At 68.6% G+C, this 15,336-nt stretch carries 13 protein-coding genes; 4 read left to right on the top strand and 9 right to left on the bottom strand.

What is annotated here, in order from left to right:
* From NZ773_12410 to NZ773_12390, 5 genes are all read right to left on the bottom strand, one after another.
* Nucleotides 1-577: glycosyltransferase (locus NZ773_12410; GenBank protein ID MCS6802727.1), on the bottom strand; the 577-nt coding region annotated here is incomplete at its 3' end.
* Between the two features lie 102 nt (nucleotides 578-679).
* On the bottom strand, nucleotides 680-1,627 hold the full coding sequence (locus NZ773_12405) for a hypothetical protein (protein MCS6802726.1): 948 nt from the start codon (nucleotides 1,625-1,627) through the stop codon (nucleotides 680-682).
* Between the two features lie 66 nt (nucleotides 1,628-1,693).
* Nucleotides 1,694-2,473: a DUF4437 domain-containing protein gene (locus NZ773_12400; protein ID MCS6802725.1), complete on the bottom strand. Its 780-nt coding sequence runs from the start codon at nucleotides 2,471-2,473 to the stop codon at nucleotides 1,694-1,696.
* Between the two features lie 41 nt (nucleotides 2,474-2,514).
* Nucleotides 2,515-3,447, bottom strand: a complete 933-nt coding sequence (gene sppA, locus NZ773_12395) for a signal peptide peptidase SppA (GenBank protein MCS6802724.1) — start codon at nucleotides 3,445-3,447, stop codon at nucleotides 2,515-2,517.
* A 220-nt stretch (nucleotides 3,448-3,667) separates the two neighbouring features.
* On the bottom strand, nucleotides 3,668-5,305 hold the full coding sequence (locus tag NZ773_12390; protein ID MCS6802723.1) for a gamma-glutamyltransferase family protein: 1,638 nt from the start codon (nucleotides 5,303-5,305) through the stop codon (nucleotides 3,668-3,670).
* A 627-nt stretch (nucleotides 5,306-5,932) separates the two neighbouring features.
* On the opposite strand from NZ773_12390, the gene NZ773_12385 reads away from it, so the two are divergent.
* Complete coding sequence (locus NZ773_12385; GenBank protein MCS6802722.1) at nucleotides 5,933-6,397, top strand: peroxiredoxin; 465 nt, start codon at nucleotides 5,933-5,935, stop codon at nucleotides 6,395-6,397.
* Here the strand turns inward: NZ773_12385 and NZ773_12380 are convergent, their stop codons facing one another.
* Together NZ773_12380 and NZ773_12375 are read right to left on the bottom strand one after the other, a co-directional pair.
* The gene (locus NZ773_12380) at nucleotides 6,398-7,753 is read right to left on the bottom strand and encodes an HD domain-containing protein (protein MCS6802721.1); all 1,356 of its coding nucleotides are present in this window, start codon (nucleotides 7,751-7,753) and stop codon (nucleotides 6,398-6,400) included.
* Nucleotides 7,754-7,809: 56 nt separating this feature from the next.
* Nucleotides 7,810-8,661, bottom strand: coding sequence for an alpha/beta hydrolase (locus tag NZ773_12375; GenBank protein MCS6802720.1), 852 nt, complete (start codon nucleotides 8,659-8,661; stop codon nucleotides 7,810-7,812).
* Between the two features lie 508 nt (nucleotides 8,662-9,169).
* Here NZ773_12375 and NZ773_12370 point away from each other — a divergent pair.
* Nucleotides 9,170-9,955: an alpha/beta fold hydrolase gene (locus NZ773_12370; protein ID MCS6802719.1), complete on the top strand. Its 786-nt coding sequence runs from the start codon at nucleotides 9,170-9,172 to the stop codon at nucleotides 9,953-9,955.
* A 45-nt stretch (nucleotides 9,956-10,000) separates the two neighbouring features.
* On the opposite strand, the gene NZ773_12365 is transcribed toward NZ773_12370, so the two are convergent.
* Together NZ773_12365 and NZ773_12360 are read right to left on the bottom strand one after the other, a co-directional pair.
* On the bottom strand, nucleotides 10,001-11,503 hold the full coding sequence (locus tag NZ773_12365) for a hypothetical protein (protein MCS6802718.1): 1,503 nt from the start codon (nucleotides 11,501-11,503) through the stop codon (nucleotides 10,001-10,003).
* Nucleotides 11,504-11,552: 49 nt separating this feature from the next.
* Entirely contained in the window at nucleotides 11,553-12,518 is a 966-nt protein-coding gene (locus NZ773_12360; GenBank protein MCS6802717.1) for a flippase-like domain-containing protein, read from the bottom strand.
* 154 nt (nucleotides 12,519-12,672) lie between these two features.
* Between NZ773_12360 and NZ773_12355 the strand changes: the two genes are divergently transcribed.
* Both NZ773_12355 and NZ773_12350 read left to right on the top strand, forming a co-directional pair.
* The gene (locus NZ773_12355; protein MCS6802716.1) at nucleotides 12,673-14,166 is read left to right on the top strand and encodes a glycosyltransferase family 2 protein; all 1,494 of its coding nucleotides are present in this window, start codon (nucleotides 12,673-12,675) and stop codon (nucleotides 14,164-14,166) included.
* On the top strand, nucleotides 14,163-15,332 hold the full coding sequence (locus NZ773_12350) for a glycosyltransferase family 4 protein (protein MCS6802715.1): 1,170 nt from the start codon (nucleotides 14,163-14,165) through the stop codon (nucleotides 15,330-15,332). The genes NZ773_12355 and NZ773_12350 overlap by 4 nt, the downstream gene beginning before the upstream one ends.
* Nucleotides 15,333-15,336 lie beyond the last annotated feature (4 nt).

Raw genomic sequence — 15,336 nt, 5'->3', positions numbered from 1 at the left:
AAAACTCCTGGGGGAGCTGAACCAGCGCCACCTTCGGGTCGACAAAATAGCCCAGCGTCTTCTCCAGCAAGTCCGGCTGCGGCACCGTGTCCGCATCCAGCACCACAATAAACTCCCCCCGCGTCTTCTCCAGCGCCGCATTCAGGTTCCCCGCCTTCGCATGCCGGTTGTCCGGCCGCGTCAGATACTGCACCCCCAGCTCTTCCGCCAGCCGCGCCACCTCCGGCCGCCGCCCATCATCCAGCACGTAGGTCGTGTGCGGATAGGTCATCGCATTGCAGCCCGTCAGCGTCGCTTCCAGAATGTCGATGCTCTCGTTGTAGGTCGGCACAAAAACGTCAACCGTCAGCCCCGAGCGCAGCCGGAACGGCGGCCGGCAGTCCACATCCCACACCATAAAGGCGAAGAGAAAGAAGTTGAGAATGCCTTGCGCCTCCGCGAGAAAGAGCGCGAGCGAGAACCAGAGGACATCGACATTCAGGGTCGAGGTGGCCCGCCACCAGAGGTAATAGAGGAGGTAGGCACCCGTAATGAGCGTGATCGAGCGAGCAATAGGTTGGCGGTAGAGCAGCGACACTGGCGCACCTGCGCGAGCCGGGGGCTGTCGCCACTCGCGCCCTGTGAGACCTCTCTACCGCTTCTTTCGTCTGGAACGGCCGGCCGCTTGAGAGCGAGAACGTTAACGTTCGATGAAGTGATGCACTACGCCGTGCGGGGCTTGGACAGAGAGGGACCGCACCGTTCCCCACGGCGGCAGCGTCACCTCGGCAGGCGGGGCGAGCACTGTCCCTCCGCCTTGTTGGCACGCCGCGGCCGCGGCAGTCACTGAGGAGACGACGAGGCGAAGAGCAGCCAACCCGCGGTTGGGAAGCCGAGCGCGTTCGCGAAGAGAGGAGGCCGCGCCAGCGGGCAGGCCGTAGTGGATGATGCCGATCATCACCTCCCGCTCGGAAAGGCCGTAGTTGATGCCCCGGACGACGCTTTGCTCCCGCTTGCCGATCATTGCGCCGAAGCGCTCGTCGCCGATGGCATACTCGTAGACGACGCCGAGCCCAAGCGCCGCGTAGAACTGCTCTGCCGAGGCAGGATCATCCACCGGCGCTGACACGCCCACGATTTCACTGAACAGCCGGTCGGTAACGCGCGCGAAGCGCCCGAGAGGATCGTCGTGGAAGGCCAGCACGGCGCAGGTGATCGCGTCTGGTCCGTTGAGGTGCCCCTCCGTAAAGCGGCTGCCGCTCGCCACGGCATAGGTTGCGGGCGGCGCGCTGAACGGGAAACCCGCCTGAGCGAGGGCGTCCTGCGCGGCGGAGAAATCCGCGGTTGCAAAGTCGATAACTTTGAGCGCCCCGCTGTCAGTCGGTCCTGCCTCGGCGCGGATGGCGATCGGGGAGATGGGCTCAAAGCGAACGAAGAGCACTCCAGCTGACGTTCCCGGGGTTTCCAGCAGCCGCGTCTCGGCTCGGCGCCCGCGAACGCCCCACAGCCGCTCCACCGCGCTCTCGTCGAGCGTTCCGCCGCCGCGGTCCACCAATCCGAACACCCCCTCAAAAAGCGCGCGATGGGGCGCGAGATCGGTCACCGAGATGATCGGCCCATCGATGCTCCGAACCAGCGAGCTGGCCACGCGCTTGACCTCCTTTTCGTCTGCCGCTCTCGTTCAGACACGCCGCTGCTGAGAGGAGACGAGCCGTCAGAACCGGATTGGGGGCAGGACATAGTCGCCGCCGCGCGTCCAGCGGATCGCGACGCAGCCGCGCTCTGTCCACTTTCCGGTGATGGTCTTGTCGGGGTCGCAGTAGTAGCTGCGGCCGACGAGCCGCCCGACCCCCTCGATCGTGAGGTCTCCTTCGAGGAGAAAAATCTCTTCTCCTCCCTCGCGGATGCGCCCGCCTTGGGTCCGCCAGCCGGCGGGAGCACGCATAAGCCACGTTGTCCAGCCGCTTTCGGGGTCGTCGTAGAGATGCTTCGCCTCGAAACCCATGTCGCGCCCGTCCGGCAGAGAGACACGCTCCCACGGGATATCGTTCAGCATGACGTTGCGCACAGGGCGGGCTCGGGAGATCGTCGGCGCGGCGGCAGCAAAGTACTCGCGGCCGTCCCAATTCGGCGGGATCGGTTCGAAGCCGAAATCGACCGGGCCATCAATCTTGACGAGCATTGTCGCGCCGACCGCTGTCCGCTGATCCGCCGGATGAACCCAGTACGGCGGATGGTTGATGTAGCCGAGCGCGCTCCAGTCATACCAATCGCCGAATTGCAGGTAGCCGTCGAGGAGGAAGATCTCTTCGTGACACGAGTGATACTCGAAGCCGCGGTCGGCAAAGCGGCTGCGCGTGCCGGGGGGATAGGTGAGGACGAGCGTTTTCGGCCCCGCTGGCTCGTCAACGATCACGCGGCGGAGCGTGCCCTGCGGCGTCCGGACCTCGGGGAACGCCTCGAGCGGTGTCGGCGGGACGGCGATGCGGCGCATTCGTGGCCTCCGGCAAGTTCTGGAGGCGATTGTACGGCGCGTCAGGGCAGCAGGCGATACTGCACCGGCGCGCGAACATCGAGGCCAAGCGCGCTCATCGTTCCGCTCCAGGGCGGGCGCAGCCACGAGGAGGCGAGCGCGGCGAAGAAGCCGCGGTCGCGGTAGGTGAGGATGGACGGCTCTCCTGAGATGCCCGCAAGTTCGCTGGCGGTTCGGATCGCTTCCGGCAAATCGCCCAGTTCGTCCACCAGCTTCACTTGGAGCGCTTGGCGGCCGGTCAAGATCCGCCCATCAGCAAGCGCGCGCACGGTGGCGGTGTCCATGCCTCGGCCCTTGGCGACGACCTCGATGAACCGCTCGTAGACATCGTCGATGATCGACTGCCAGATCCGGCGGTCGCTCTCGGTCAGGGGACGGAGACCAGAACTGCTGTCTTTGTGCGGCCCGCTCTTGAAGATATAGCTTTCCACGCCGAGCTTCGCGAGCAGCCCAGAGACATCCGGGATAACGCTGATGACGCCGATGCTGCCTGTAATTGAGGTGGGATTAGCGACGATCCGGTCCGCCGGCGCAGCAATGTAATAGCCGCCTGAGGCCGCCATCGACCCGAACGAGGCCACAACCTTTTTCTCTTTTGCTTTTGCCTTGACCACCGCGTTGTAGATCTCATCCGCGGCGGTGACATCGCCGCCCGGGCTGTCGATCCGCAAGACGATTGCGCGGACGCGGGGATCGTCTGCTGCTTGCTCGATCCAGCGCACGATCTTGGCGCTGCCCGCCATGCCCCCGGCGAACGGGTCCCCTTCGCCGCTGGTGATTGGCCCCGTCACCTCAATAACAGCGACAGCAGGAGCGCTGAAGGGGGCGACTGTTCCGCCCACTGCTACCCCGAGCAGGAAACCAACCCCACACGCTCCGAACAGGAAGAGCGCCGCTGTCACCAATCCAAGCGCCCAGAGGAGCCCACGCCGCATCTCTCGCCTTTCATCAAAACTGGTACCAATCGTACTGTGCTGTCGCTCCCTCGCGCGAGGGCGGCCCTGCCCGGCAGCTCGCGCTGAAGAGTAACGAGCGGCCTCCCCCCCCGTATGCGGCGGTGCGCTTGCCCTGCGCGGCGTCAGGAAGAGCGCCGCCGCATCCGGAGCCTGCGCAGCACAACGCCGCACCAGTCGCAGTGCGCCAACGCGGCCGCGATCACCAAACGACCGCCTGCCCGGCGCCGCGAGGGTCGCTGCCCGCGCTCAGCACACCGCGCTCTGGGTCGCAATGCAGAAGCTGCACTGCCGCGCCGACGCGGCCTGGGTCCCAGGGCGCGACATGCCGAACCGGGTGACCAAGGCGCCCCAGCGCGTCGACCACTTCCGCCGGATAGCGGCCGTCGAGATCGAGGCGCGGCGGGTCGTCAAGCGTGACCGGGTCGGTCGCCGGAGCGACCATCCAGCGCGGCCATTCCGCCGCCTCTTGGACCGTCATTCCAAAATCGATCAGATTGCAGATCACCTGGAGATTCCATTGCGGCTGGCCATCGCCTCCCGGCGTGCCGCCGAGATAGCGCAGCACGCCATCCTTCAGCACCGCATAGCAGTTCAGCGTGTGCATCGTCCGCTTGCCGGGCGCAAGTTCGTTGGGATGGCCGGGCTCGAGGGTGAAGCCGCGACCAAGCCGGTTGTTGAGCAAAATTCCTCCTGCGAGCGCTCCCGCACCCCCTGCCGACGAGATGCTGTGGATGAACGACACTCCCCAGCCCGTCGCATCCGCTACGACAAATGACGTTGTGTCGCCGCCAAAATCGAACGGCCCCGCTGGCGCCCCGCTGCCGGCGCGGTGGGGGTCGATTGCTGCTCGCCGACGCGCCGCAAACTGCGGGCTGAGCAGCGCAGCGACGTCGAATGCCGTCATGCGGGGATCGCCGAGATACTGCCGCCGATCCGCAAAAGCAAGGCGGATTGCCTCGACCTGAAGGTGGAGCGTTCTCGGGTCAAGCGGTCCCGCGAGCTCGAACCCATCAAGGAGGTGGAGCGCCTCGATCATGACCGCGCCTTGCGAGACCGGCGGGGTCTGAACGATCTCGTAGCCGCGATACCGTCCGCGCAGCGGCGCGAGCACTTCCGCTCGGTGAGCAGCAAAATCGGCGAGCGTGTAGCGCGACCCTCCTCGCTGCAGGTCGGCGACCATCGCCTCCGCCAGCGGCCCGCGATAGAAGGCGGCGGCGCCTCCCTCGGCAATCGCGCGCAAGGCGGCGGCCACCGCCGGCTGGACCAGCAGTTCTCCCGGCAGAGGGGGCCGTCCCCGCGGCAGGTAGACGCGCAGAGCTTCCTGCTGCAAGGTTGGCGCAACGAGCGCAATCACCTCAGCCTGGCGCTCGTCAACCGGCACGCCGTGCTCGGCATACCAGATCGCCGGCGCCAGCAGGGCCGAGAGCGGCATCGTGCCAAAGGAGTTGCAGAGCGCCTCCCAGGCCGCCACGCTCCCCGGCACGGCCGCCGACTCCGCGCCCCGAAACGGCGGCAGGGTCAGCCCACGCCGCCGAAACTCCTCGGCGGTCAGTGCCAGCGGGGCGGCGCCGCTGCTGTTCAGCGCCTGCACCCGGCCATCGGGCGCATGGACAATCGCGAATGTGTCGCCCCCAAGCCCGCACAGCATCGGCAGGGCAACGCATTCAACCGCCGCGATCGCGATTGCGGCATCGACCGCGTTGCCTCCTTCCTGAAGGATGCGCAGCCCAGCGGCACTAGCGAGCGGCGACTGGCTGGCGATCGCGCCGCGCCGGCCCATCGCGACAGCGCGGTGCTGGCGATGAGGAGGGTAGAGAGCGAGGTCGGCCGCGACCATCGTCGCCTCATGATACCTCCCGCGAGAGAGCGGCGCCGCTGCCGGCAGGCCGCTCCATCATCAACCGCCGCCCGTCCTCCCGTCGGCAGGAGGAGTGGCCGGCCGCCGCCGACCGCTGCCACAAGGCGCGTCTGCCCACCGCACGGCAATCGCCGCGCCCGCCGGCACGCAATCCGCGGTCACTGGCATCAGCGCGAGCGGTCCGTGCCCCCCGGCGCAGGCGTCCCCAGCCTTCCTTGGCCCGCTGCGGGAAGACCGCGCTCCGACAGCGCTGACGACGCGTTCTCTTCCCCGCCGCAAGCACTGCGGGCACCATCTCCTCGCGAGCGGTCCGCAGGCAGCGATCATGCCGCTCATGCCATCGTCAGCATGCGGCCGCGCTGCTCCCTGCTCTCTAGGACAACCGTCCCCCTCGCTCAGCCGCGCGAGCTTCACGGCGAAGCGCGGCAGGCAAGACGAGGGCGCCCCCGCCGGGGGAGCGCCGGCGGTGAGCCACGCCCACGAGGTATGCCCGATGGCTCCCCCGAAGCGGCGTCTTCTGCTTGGTGGCAGCGCTTGCGCGGAGGGGGATCGGTATGCCAGTCTCCCGGTGAGAGCAGTTGTGGCCGCGACACGAGGTCGAACGTGATGAGCCAGCCCCCCCAGCCCGGCGACCAGGCGCCCGATTTCCGTCTGCCCTCGACAGCCGGCGAGATTGTCGGCAGCGAACTGTGGCGGGATGCCAAACTGGTGCTCGCCTTCTACACCGAGGACGGCACCCCCGCCTGTCAGGCGCAAGCGCAGACGCTCGCCGAGGACCTGCCGCTGATCGAGGAGCTTGGCGCGCGCCTCGTCGCCATCAGCGCCGACCCCCTCGACTCCCACGCGCGCTTCGCTGAGCGCCTTGGCGGCGTGCCCTACCCGCTCGCCAGTGACCTCGACCTCACGGTCGCCCGCGCCTACGGCGTTGCCGACGAAGAGCAGAAACGGAGCCGACGCGCTGTCTTTGTCATCGATCGCGGCGGGGTGGTGATCTACGCCAATCCGTGGTTCTCGGCCGCCAGCCCCGAGCAGCGGCTTGCGCTCCTTGAGGCGCTCGGCGCTGCCTTCTGATCAGGCAGCAACGCGCTCGATCGCGCGCGCGACGCCGCTCCGGTCGGCCTGCCACACCTCATTGATGCGGTCAGCGAGGTCGCGGCTGCTCGCGAGAACGCGGACACGCTGGACCGAGCGCGCCAGCCGGTCGAGATCGGCAGCGGTCAGGCCAGAGACTGCTTCCCACGGGACCGGATTGCGATAGCCCGGAGGCGGCGATTTGCAGATGACGCCTTCGACCGGCTGAAAGCTGCGCTGCTGCGGAAGGTCGAGCCAGAGACCATCCGCCGGGACCGGTTGTCCTATCGCCGCTGAGGCCCACGCTGTCAACGCTGCCTCCGCCGCCAATCGGCCGCCGGGGCGGCGCTGCACTGCAACCAACGGGTCAAAGAGGGGGTCGGTCGGCCGGATCTCAACAGCGCGCTTGTAGAGGTCCCGCCGCTCGATCCGCTGGACGAGCCGCCGCGCCAGCCCGTGGCGGCGAGCGCTCCGCAGCCGGTCGAGCAGGGTCGCATCGTCCAGCCACCTCAGTTCGTCAGCGCTCAGGTCGCCATGCTCGAGCGCATCTTCTACCGCCCGCACGATCATGCGGGTGATGATCCGGCTGGTGTGATGCCAGTAGACGTTCCCATACATGAGAAAGCGCCCGAAGATGAGCGACTGGAGCGGACCGATCCCTTTCTCGTCGAGATAGAGCCGCGGACTGTCGCCGTCGCGCCAGACCCGCAGCGAGGCGAGGATGCGCTGGACATCGACAATCCCGTACGGTACGTTGGCAAAGAGCGCGTCGCGGCGGAGAAAATCGAGCCGGTCGACGTCGACCGCACCGCTGACGACCCGCAGCCAGAGGCCATCAATGCCGGAGAGCGCCGGCGACGCGCCCGAGCGGGTGGCCGCCACCAGCGCCGCGACGCGCTCCGGGTCGACCCGCCAGTGCCGCCGCAGGATCGGAGCGAGCGGCCCGCGCACAAGCGCTGCTCCCACATCGGCGTGGTCTGGCAGAGAGCAGGGACGCTCGACATCTTCGAGCGCATGCGAGAACGGGTAATGCCCCACATCATGGAGGAGCGCCGCGGCGACCAGAACGCGCAAGTCGGTTGCGGTCGCCTTAGGGAACGCCGGCTGAGCCCGCAGCTGCATGATCAGCACCCGCGCTAAATGCATCACTCCCAGAGCATGCTCGAAGCGGGAATGGTTCGCGCCGGGGAAGACCCACATCAGCGGGCCAAGCTGGCGAACCCGTCGAAGCCGTTGGAAGACGGCACTATCGATCAGAGTCAGTTCTTGGGGATAGAGGGGAATATCCCCCCAAACGGCATCGCGGACCCACGTCGCCGGCGCGTTCGGCCAGATGGCGCGGAAGTCGTAGAACATCGCCACTGTCAGTGTACTGCGTCCTGCCGCCTTCTCCCACCAGCAGCGTTTTTGACTTAGAGCGGCCGGCGCTCCTCAGCAGCTGCGGCCGAGCGGAAGCGCGGCGGCTCGCCGAGGATGAAGGCGATCGTCTCGTCGGCGTACACCTCAGGACGGCGCCACGGCAACTGCCCGCGCAGACCCGGCACGCGCACCAGCTTGGCATGCGGTGCCAGTTCCAGCGCGCGCGGGTCGGTGAAGTTCAGCAGGTCGTCCTCGGAATTGAGCAGCAAGATCGGGCAGGCAAGCGTAGCGAGACTGGGCGCAGGGTCGTGGCGGAAGGCGGCGTTGTAGGCCCAGCTGTAGCGGTCCCAGACCTGAAGCAGCTGGATGATGGCAAGGGTGTTGAGTGCCGGGTCGTCCGGTCCCCAAATCCGCTGGTAGCGCTCCCACGCCCAGCGGAGATATGCGCCGTCAGCGTCGAGCACCATTTCGGGCGCCCAGTTCGCAAGGTACTCGGCTCGCTCTTCCGGCGCGAGGAGCGGCACGCCCGAGAGAATGACGCAGGAGACCCGCTCAGGACCAGCCAGCGCCGCCACCTCGATGGCGAGCGAAGCGCCGGTATGCCCCCCGCCCGCCGCAAAGCGGTCGATGCCGAGCGCATCGATCCCTTGGAGGAGCCAACGCGCATACTCCGGGATTTCGAGCGGTGCCGGGGGCGGGTCGGACAGCCCGTAGCCCGGCGTATCGAACGCCCAGACGCGCAATCGCTCTCCCAGCAACGGCAGGGCGCGCTCGAAGATGACCGACGACAGCGGCGACTCGTGAAACAAGACGAGCGCCGGCGCATCGTCCCCATCAGGTCCGGCGTGCCGATAGTGGATTCGCCCAGTTGGGGCAGCAAGATAGCCGCGACGGACACGCGCCATCCCATTCCCTCGTCGCCGAAATCGGTGGCTAGCGTACCATAGCTGTCAGCCGACACCGTCATCGCCAAGAGAGAAGAGGAACTATGCGCTCAATCCTGACCGAGTTCGTCCTGCGGGAGAAAACCTTCAGCAGGAAGCAGCGTTCTGGGAGGAAAGCAGGGGGCTGGAGCACGTTCGCCCCACGCCCGGCGAGCCGGCCGAGCGGGGCGCTCTCTTCGACCTCGGCGGCCCGCGCCTTGAGCTTCACGGCGGCGGCACGCCGCCCGAGCAGCCGGCTGGGCGCGAGCAGGCCTCGGGCGCCCCATTTCTGCTCGTCGACGACTGCGAGGGGGCCCGCGGCGGGCGCTCGCTCGGGATGCGGCCCAACTTGGGCCGATCAGCGCACCGTTCCGAGCGGCGCCTGCGTCTGCGTTCTCTCGCCGGGCGGCTAGCCGGTCCGCTTCGTCCGGGGCGATGTTCAGCTGTACCGCCTGCAACTGGGGATGACGCCTCTCGGGAGCTCTTGGCCATGACCATCCGGCGCGGCTTTGTCGAGACCCGCTTCGGCCAGATCCATTACCTCACCGCCGGAGCCGGCGAACCGCTCATCCTGCTCCACCAATCGCCGCAATCCTCCGCCATGTTCCGGCCGATCATTCCCCTGCTGGCGGTGGAGCGTCGGGTCGTTGCGCTCGACACGCTCGGCTACGGCAACTCCGCCCCGCCGGTCGGCCGCGCCACCATCCCGCTCTACGCCGACGCCGTCAGCGAAGCGATCGCGAAGCTCGGCTTCGAGCGCGCAGCCGTTCACGGCTATCACACCGGGGCGGCGATTGCCATCGATCTCGCGGCACGCGCCCCGGCCCAGGTGAATGCGCTCATCCTCGGCGGCATTCCCTATTTCGACGAGCGCGAGCGCGCCCAGCGCTTAGAGGCGCTCCGTGCCGGGCGCTTTGGCACCCCACCGGCCGCCGAGGACGGCAGCCATCTTCAGACGCTCTTCTCGCTCTCCCTGAAACGTGAAGGCGACCCCGGCGAGGCGACGCGCGACGTGATCGAGCGCCTGCAGCTTGGCGAGCGCGCACTGGCCGGCTTCGAGGCAGCGTTCACCTACGACATGAGCGCGACGCTTCCCGCCGTCCGCTGCCCGACCCTTGTCCTCGTCGGCCGCGACGACGAGATCTATCGGAACACGCTCGCCGCCCGCGCCTTGCTCGGCCCGCACCGCTTTGTCGAGACAGCAGGAGGCCGCCGCTTTCGCGACACCGTCGACCGGTGGGCAGCCGAGATGCTCGCCTTCCTGCGGACAGTCTGAGGCGCGAGACGAACGGCCGCCCGCCGCGAGCCGCCCCCAGCCGCGCTATCTTCGGAGCACGTCGAGGTAGAGGGGGCTCTCCCCGACCGTGATTTGGAGCTGGCCGCCAACGACCGGGAAATTGACGGGGTTCCCCTCGCGGTCGCGGATGCCGAACACCTCATTCGCGGGATAGGAGATGACGCGGGTCGCTGTCGTCTTGAAATAGAAATTCGTGGTCGGCTTCGCGCCCGGGTCAACCCAGACGACCAGTTTGTCGTGCGGGCCGGTGGTGGTGAAGAGATAGCGCTGGAGCGTGTCGCAGAAGAAGGTCGCTCCAGTCGCCGCGGCGTCGCATCGGCGCGCTCCCGCCGGCGGGGTGACCCCGTAGGTTGGCTCGCTCTGGTTCGCCTTGAGCGTCGCGCCGTGCAGTTCGTTCACCCACTGGCGCAGCGCGCGGTAGGCCGGTTTCGGGTTGTTCTGGAGGTCGATCAGGCCCCAATCGGAGTCGTTGTTCGGCGTGGCGAAATCTTTCAGCGAGAACCACGTCGCGATCCGGATGCCGTCGCCGGTGGCGCGGGCGCGGTCAGCGAGCGCTTGGGTGAGCACTTGCGGAACGAGGATCGCCTGGCTTTCGGCGGTCGCGCCTAGTTCGTCTTCGACGAGGCCGGTCTCCGCCACGATCACCGGCTTCGCGCCGCCGGCCGACGCCATGATCTGGCGGAACCGCTCGGCCTTGCCGATCACCGACGTGCCGTACTGCTCCCAGTTGCGGCGATAGAAGATGAAATAGTTGAACGATGCCAGATCGAATGCATTGCCGGCATTCCCAATCGCCGGGTTGACGACCTCCTGCAGGAAGTTCAGATTGAAGTCGGCGTTCGAACCGTCCGATGCAAGCGGCCCCATCACGAGAAAGACGTGAGGATAGAGCGGCTTGACGGCGCTGTAGGTGGCGCGGAGCATCGCGCCAAACGCCGCCGGGTTGTCCCCCCAGCAGCCGCCGCCGTAGCCGCCGCCGTTCCGGTCGTTCGGGTTCTTCATCCGGAAGTCGGGCTCATTCGTGAGCAAGAAGTAGCGCACGTTGTACGGGGGGGCCGAGTAGCGCGCCACCGTCGCCTTCACCCACTCAACCCAGCGCTCTTGGCCGTTGGCATCCTTGAACGGACCGCAGTTCGGGAAGGCGGCCCAGTCGGGCGCGTCGGTCAGGTTCAGCATCGGCTCGAGGCCGCGGCTGATGATCGCGCCGAGCTCGGCGTCGTACTGGCTCCAGTTGTAGGTCGGCGGCGTCGTCTGGACCGGCTCGACATTGCGCCACTCGATAAACGCGCGCACGTAGCGGGCACCGCTGACAGCGGCGCGGTCCGCAGCGGCATCGTCGGCGAACGGCTTATGCCAGACGGCGACGAGCGAGCTCTGGGGTTTCGGGTCGTTCACCATCGCGATCGGAAGATAATGCCGCGTCGGGCTTTGCGCCGCTCCAGTCGACCCGCCGAGGCCGGCCAGGAGCGAAACCCCCAACGCCACAAGCGCTCCCGTCGCGAGCAGAGGGCTACCACGCAGTGGCATCTGTTGTCCTCCATAAGACACGATAGCAAGACGGCGGGCGACATTCCTGCTACTTCAGCGCCGCGAGCTGGCGCGGGTCGAGGCTTGCCCGCCAGATGAAGAGCACCCCAAGCACAAGCTGCGTCGAGACAACGAGCAGGTGCAGCACGACCGCAGCCGACACTGCCCGCGCCGGGTCGACGCCCGTCAGGATCAGCGGCGCGGCGACGAGCGAGTGAAACACGCCGACGCGGCCAGGGACCGAGGGGACCGATCCGCCGACGGTCACCGCAAGCAGGACGATGACGGCAGCGCTCAGCTCCGCCTCAAGTCCGACCGCCTGAAAGACCAGCACATTGGTGGCGATCATCGTGGTCCACGCCACGAACGACCACCAGCTCACCCACCAGCGCTGCGGCCAAGTGCGCAGCCCGCCCAGACCGCGGATGGCGTCGGCGAGAGCGCGCGTGAGGCGAGCGCTCCAGCGACCGGGAACGGCGCGCAGGAGCTGGGCAGCGAGCGCCAAAAGCCGGTCGCCGACGAGCAGCAGCGTCGCGATTCCGGCGCCGAGCAGAAGAACACCCAGAGCCGCTTCAAGTCCGCTCGCCACCAGCCACTCCGGCAGGCGCAGAAACGGCAGGAGAAGCGCCGCAACGAGGAGCACGCACAGCCCATCGATCAGCTTCTCGAGGACGACCGTCCCCAGCAAAAACGCTTTGCCGAGGCCGGTCGCCTCGCCGGCGACGACGGCGCGCGCAAGGTCGCCCAGCCGCGCGGGAATGAGGGTATTGACCAACTGCCCGATGACGAGACCGGGCAGCAGGCGCCGGCTGGCCCGTTGGGGCAGCCCGGAGAGCGCAGTCCACCGCGCCGCTTTGGCGTAGGTCGTCAGGAGAAAGGAGCCAAGCGCCGCGAGCGTCAGCACTGGATTGGTGGAGCGCAGGGTCGTTGTCACTTCCTCAAGGTCGACGAGGCGAAGGGTGAGCGCGATCGCGCCAGCACTGATGAGCAAGCCGACGACGAGTCGGAGCCACAATTCTCGTGAGGACGTGATCCCCGCCACCCGTCGCCCGGCTACCTTCCGTGGTTGGCGCCTTAGTGTCGGAGGGGGAGTGTAGGCGGCAGAGGGCAGCCGATCAAGCGAGGGGAGGGCGCGCCTTTGCTATACTCCGGCCGGCCAACGCGGCCGCTTGGGGGCGCCCCTGAACGCCCGACCGATACGCACCCAACCTGTCACCCCAGCGCTCAGCGCCATAGTTCTCTTCTGGAATGGCGCGCCGTTCGTCTCGGCGTGCCTGACTGCGCTGCTGACGCAAACGCTGCGCGATCTCGAGATCATCGTTGTCGACAACGCCTCGACCGATGACACCGCCGCGCTCATTCAGCGTGCCTACCCGCAGCTGCCGCTGCTCCGCACCGAGCGCAACCTCGGCTTCGCCGGCGGCATGAATGTCGGCATCCGCGCCGCACGCGCGCCGCTTGTCGTGCTGCTCAACCAAGACGTTGTCCTCGACCCCGACTGCCTCGAGCGGGTCGCCGCTGCCTTCGCCGAGGACGCGCGGATCGGCGCGGTCGGCGCAAAGCTGTATTTTCCCGATCGCCTGACGCTCCAGCACGCTGGGGGCTATCTCGACCAGCCGCTCGCCCTCGGCCACCACTACGGCTACGGCGAGATCGACGCCGGCCAGCACGACACGCCGCGCGATGTGGAGTATGTGACCGGCGCGGTGCTCGGCGTGCGGCGCGCCGCGCTCGACGAAGTCGGGCTGCTCGACGAGCAGTTTTGGCCGGGATACTTCGAGGAAGTAGACCTCTGCCGGCGGCTGCGCGAGGCCGGCTGGCGCGTGGTCTACCGTCCTGAGGCGGTGGCAGTCCATTCGGAGTCGGCGTCTCTCGGCCGCAACAGCGACCGCTACTACACCGCCTATCATCGCGGCCGGCTGCGCTACCAGTTGAAGCACCTCGCGACAGGCCAGTGGCGCGCCTTTGTCGCCGCCGAGGCCGCCCGCTACCCGACGCTCGGCTCGCCCCGCGAGCAGGCAGCACTGACCGCGGTCTATCGGGAGCTCGCGAGCGCGGTTGAACGCCTTCGCCCAGACGTGTTGCCCCACTACCGCCGCCTGCTCCGCCTTGAGCCGCCGCCGCCGCCGAGCCGCCTTGCCGGACACCGCCGCGCATTTCATCCGGCACACGCGCACGCCCTCAACGAGACGCTGCTGCCTCTGCTGCGCGGCTGGTCGGCGCTTGGTCCGGCATCGTGGCGCAGCGCGCGCTCGCTTCCGGAACGGGCGTTCGCCCTCGCGCGCGCCGCCAGTTGGCTAGTTGTCCGCTGGTCGATGCTCCCCGTCCTTGAGACGTTCCAAGCGTGGCAGGCGGAATACGAGCAGCTGCTCACCCGGCTGGTCGCGCTCGTTGACTCCCTCGAAGCGGCTTTCGCCGCCCTCAACGATCGCGATGACCGCCTCGAGGAGCGGCTTGGGGAGCTTGCAGCCGAGACTGCCCGGGTGCGCGCGCTGCTGGGCGAGCTCACTCGCCGCGGCGAAGAGAGCGACGCCATCGTCGCCGCTCTCGACCGCGACCTCGTCCAGCTGCGGCGCAGCCTCGCGCTCCTGCAGGCGCGGCTAGCAGCACGCCGGCACGCCTCGCCGGCGGTTGACGGCCGCGTGCCCGCCGAGGAGGCATGATGCGCCTCGCCATGGTGACGCCCCTCCCCCCCGAGCCGACCGGCATCGCCGACTACAGCGCTGAGCTCGCGCCGGCACTCGCCGCCCGCTGCCGTCTCACGCTCTACTCGGCCCATCCCCCGCGCCTGCCTTCCCGCGCGGCTATCCCGTGGCAGCCGGTTGCCGAGTTTCGCGGCCCCGCCGGCGCGAACAGCTGGGATGTTGCGCTCTATCAGCTCGGCAACAGCCTCGCTCACGAGCCGGCCTACCGCGCTGCGCTCGCCTGGCCGGGCGTCGTCGTCCTCCACGACCCCGTCATCCATCACTTCATCTCGGCGATCACCGAACATCGCGGCGACGGCGCCGGCTATATCCGCGAGATGCTCTACAGCCACGGCGTCGCGGGCGGCCGGGCAGCGCGCGGGGCCCTCCATCGCGTGCGCGGCGTCGTCGCCGAAGCGTGGCCGCTGACGGGCCGGGTCGTCGATGCCAGCCTCGGCGTCATCGTCCACAGCGAGGCTGCCGCTGCCCTCGTCCGTCAGGGTCGTCCGGAGGCGCAGGTCGCGGTTGTGCCCCATCTCGTCGCCCCGCCGACCCGGCTGGACCGCGCGGCGGCGCGCAGGGCGCTCGGCCTGCCGGTGCAGGCGCTGCTGTTCGGCGTTTTCGGCCTCGTCACGCCCGAGAAGCACCTGGACGCAACTGTCCGGGCGCTGAACGCCCTCGCGCCGGAGCTGCCCGACTGGCGGCTGGTGATCGTGGGGGAGGATGGCGGCGCCCTCGAGCCGGCGCTGGCGGCCGCTGCGCCCGGCGTCCGCGAGCGGACACTCGTGACCGGCCGGGTGAGCTGGCGGGACTTCGGCCGCGCGCTCGCCGCCGTCGATCTTGCGATCGCCCTGCGCTGGCCCACCCGCGGCGAGACTTCGGGCGCGGCGCTGCGGGCGCTCGCAGCCGGCACGCCGCTGGTCGCCTCGGCGGTCGGCGCGTTCCGCGAACTGCCGCCCGACGCCGTCACCCTTGTGCCGCCCGAGGACGAAGAGGCGCTCGCCGCCGCGCTGCGGACGCTGGCGCTCGACCCGGCCGGTCGGGCAGCGCGGGGCGAGGCGGGACGGCGCTGGGCTGCCGTCACTCTCGCGCCGGACGCCGTCGCCGAACAGTACCTCGCGGCGATCGCCCAATTCGCGGGATGAGGCC

This window comes from Dehalococcoidia bacterium (assembly GCA_025054935.1).
In the GTDB taxonomy this organism is placed as follows: domain Bacteria; phylum Chloroflexota; class Dehalococcoidia; order SpSt-223; family SpSt-223; genus JANWZD01.
This window is presented reverse-complemented; position numbering and strand designations above follow the sequence as displayed.

Bases quoted from the DNA above. Each gene is read 5' to 3' on its own strand.
- NZ773_12400 (MCS6802725.1), bottom strand. From the start codon at position 2,473: ATGCGCCGCATCGCCGTCCCGCCGACACCGCTCGAGGCGTTCCCCGAG.
- sppA (MCS6802724.1), bottom strand. From the start codon at position 3,447: ATGCGGCGTGGGCTCCTCTGGGCGCTTGGATTGGTGACAGCGGCGCTC.
- NZ773_12390 (MCS6802723.1), bottom strand. From the start codon at position 5,305: ATGGTCGCGGCCGACCTCGCTCTCTACCCTCCTCATCGCCAGCACCGC.
- NZ773_12385 (MCS6802722.1), top strand. From the start codon at position 5,933: ATGAGCCAGCCCCCCCAGCCCGGCGACCAGGCGCCCGATTTCCGTCTG.
- NZ773_12380 (MCS6802721.1), bottom strand. From the start codon at position 7,753: ATGTTCTACGACTTCCGCGCCATCTGGCCGAACGCGCCGGCGACGTGG.
- NZ773_12375 (MCS6802720.1), bottom strand. From the start codon at position 8,661: ATGGCGCGTGTCCGTCGCGGCTATCTTGCTGCCCCAACTGGGCGAATC.
- NZ773_12370 (MCS6802719.1), top strand. From the start codon at position 9,170: ATGACCATCCGGCGCGGCTTTGTCGAGACCCGCTTCGGCCAGATCCAT.
- NZ773_12365 (MCS6802718.1), bottom strand. From the start codon at position 11,503: ATGCCACTGCGTGGTAGCCCTCTGCTCGCGACGGGAGCGCTTGTGGCG.
- NZ773_12350 (MCS6802715.1), top strand. From the start codon at position 14,163: ATGATGCGCCTCGCCATGGTGACGCCCCTCCCCCCCGAGCCGACCGGC.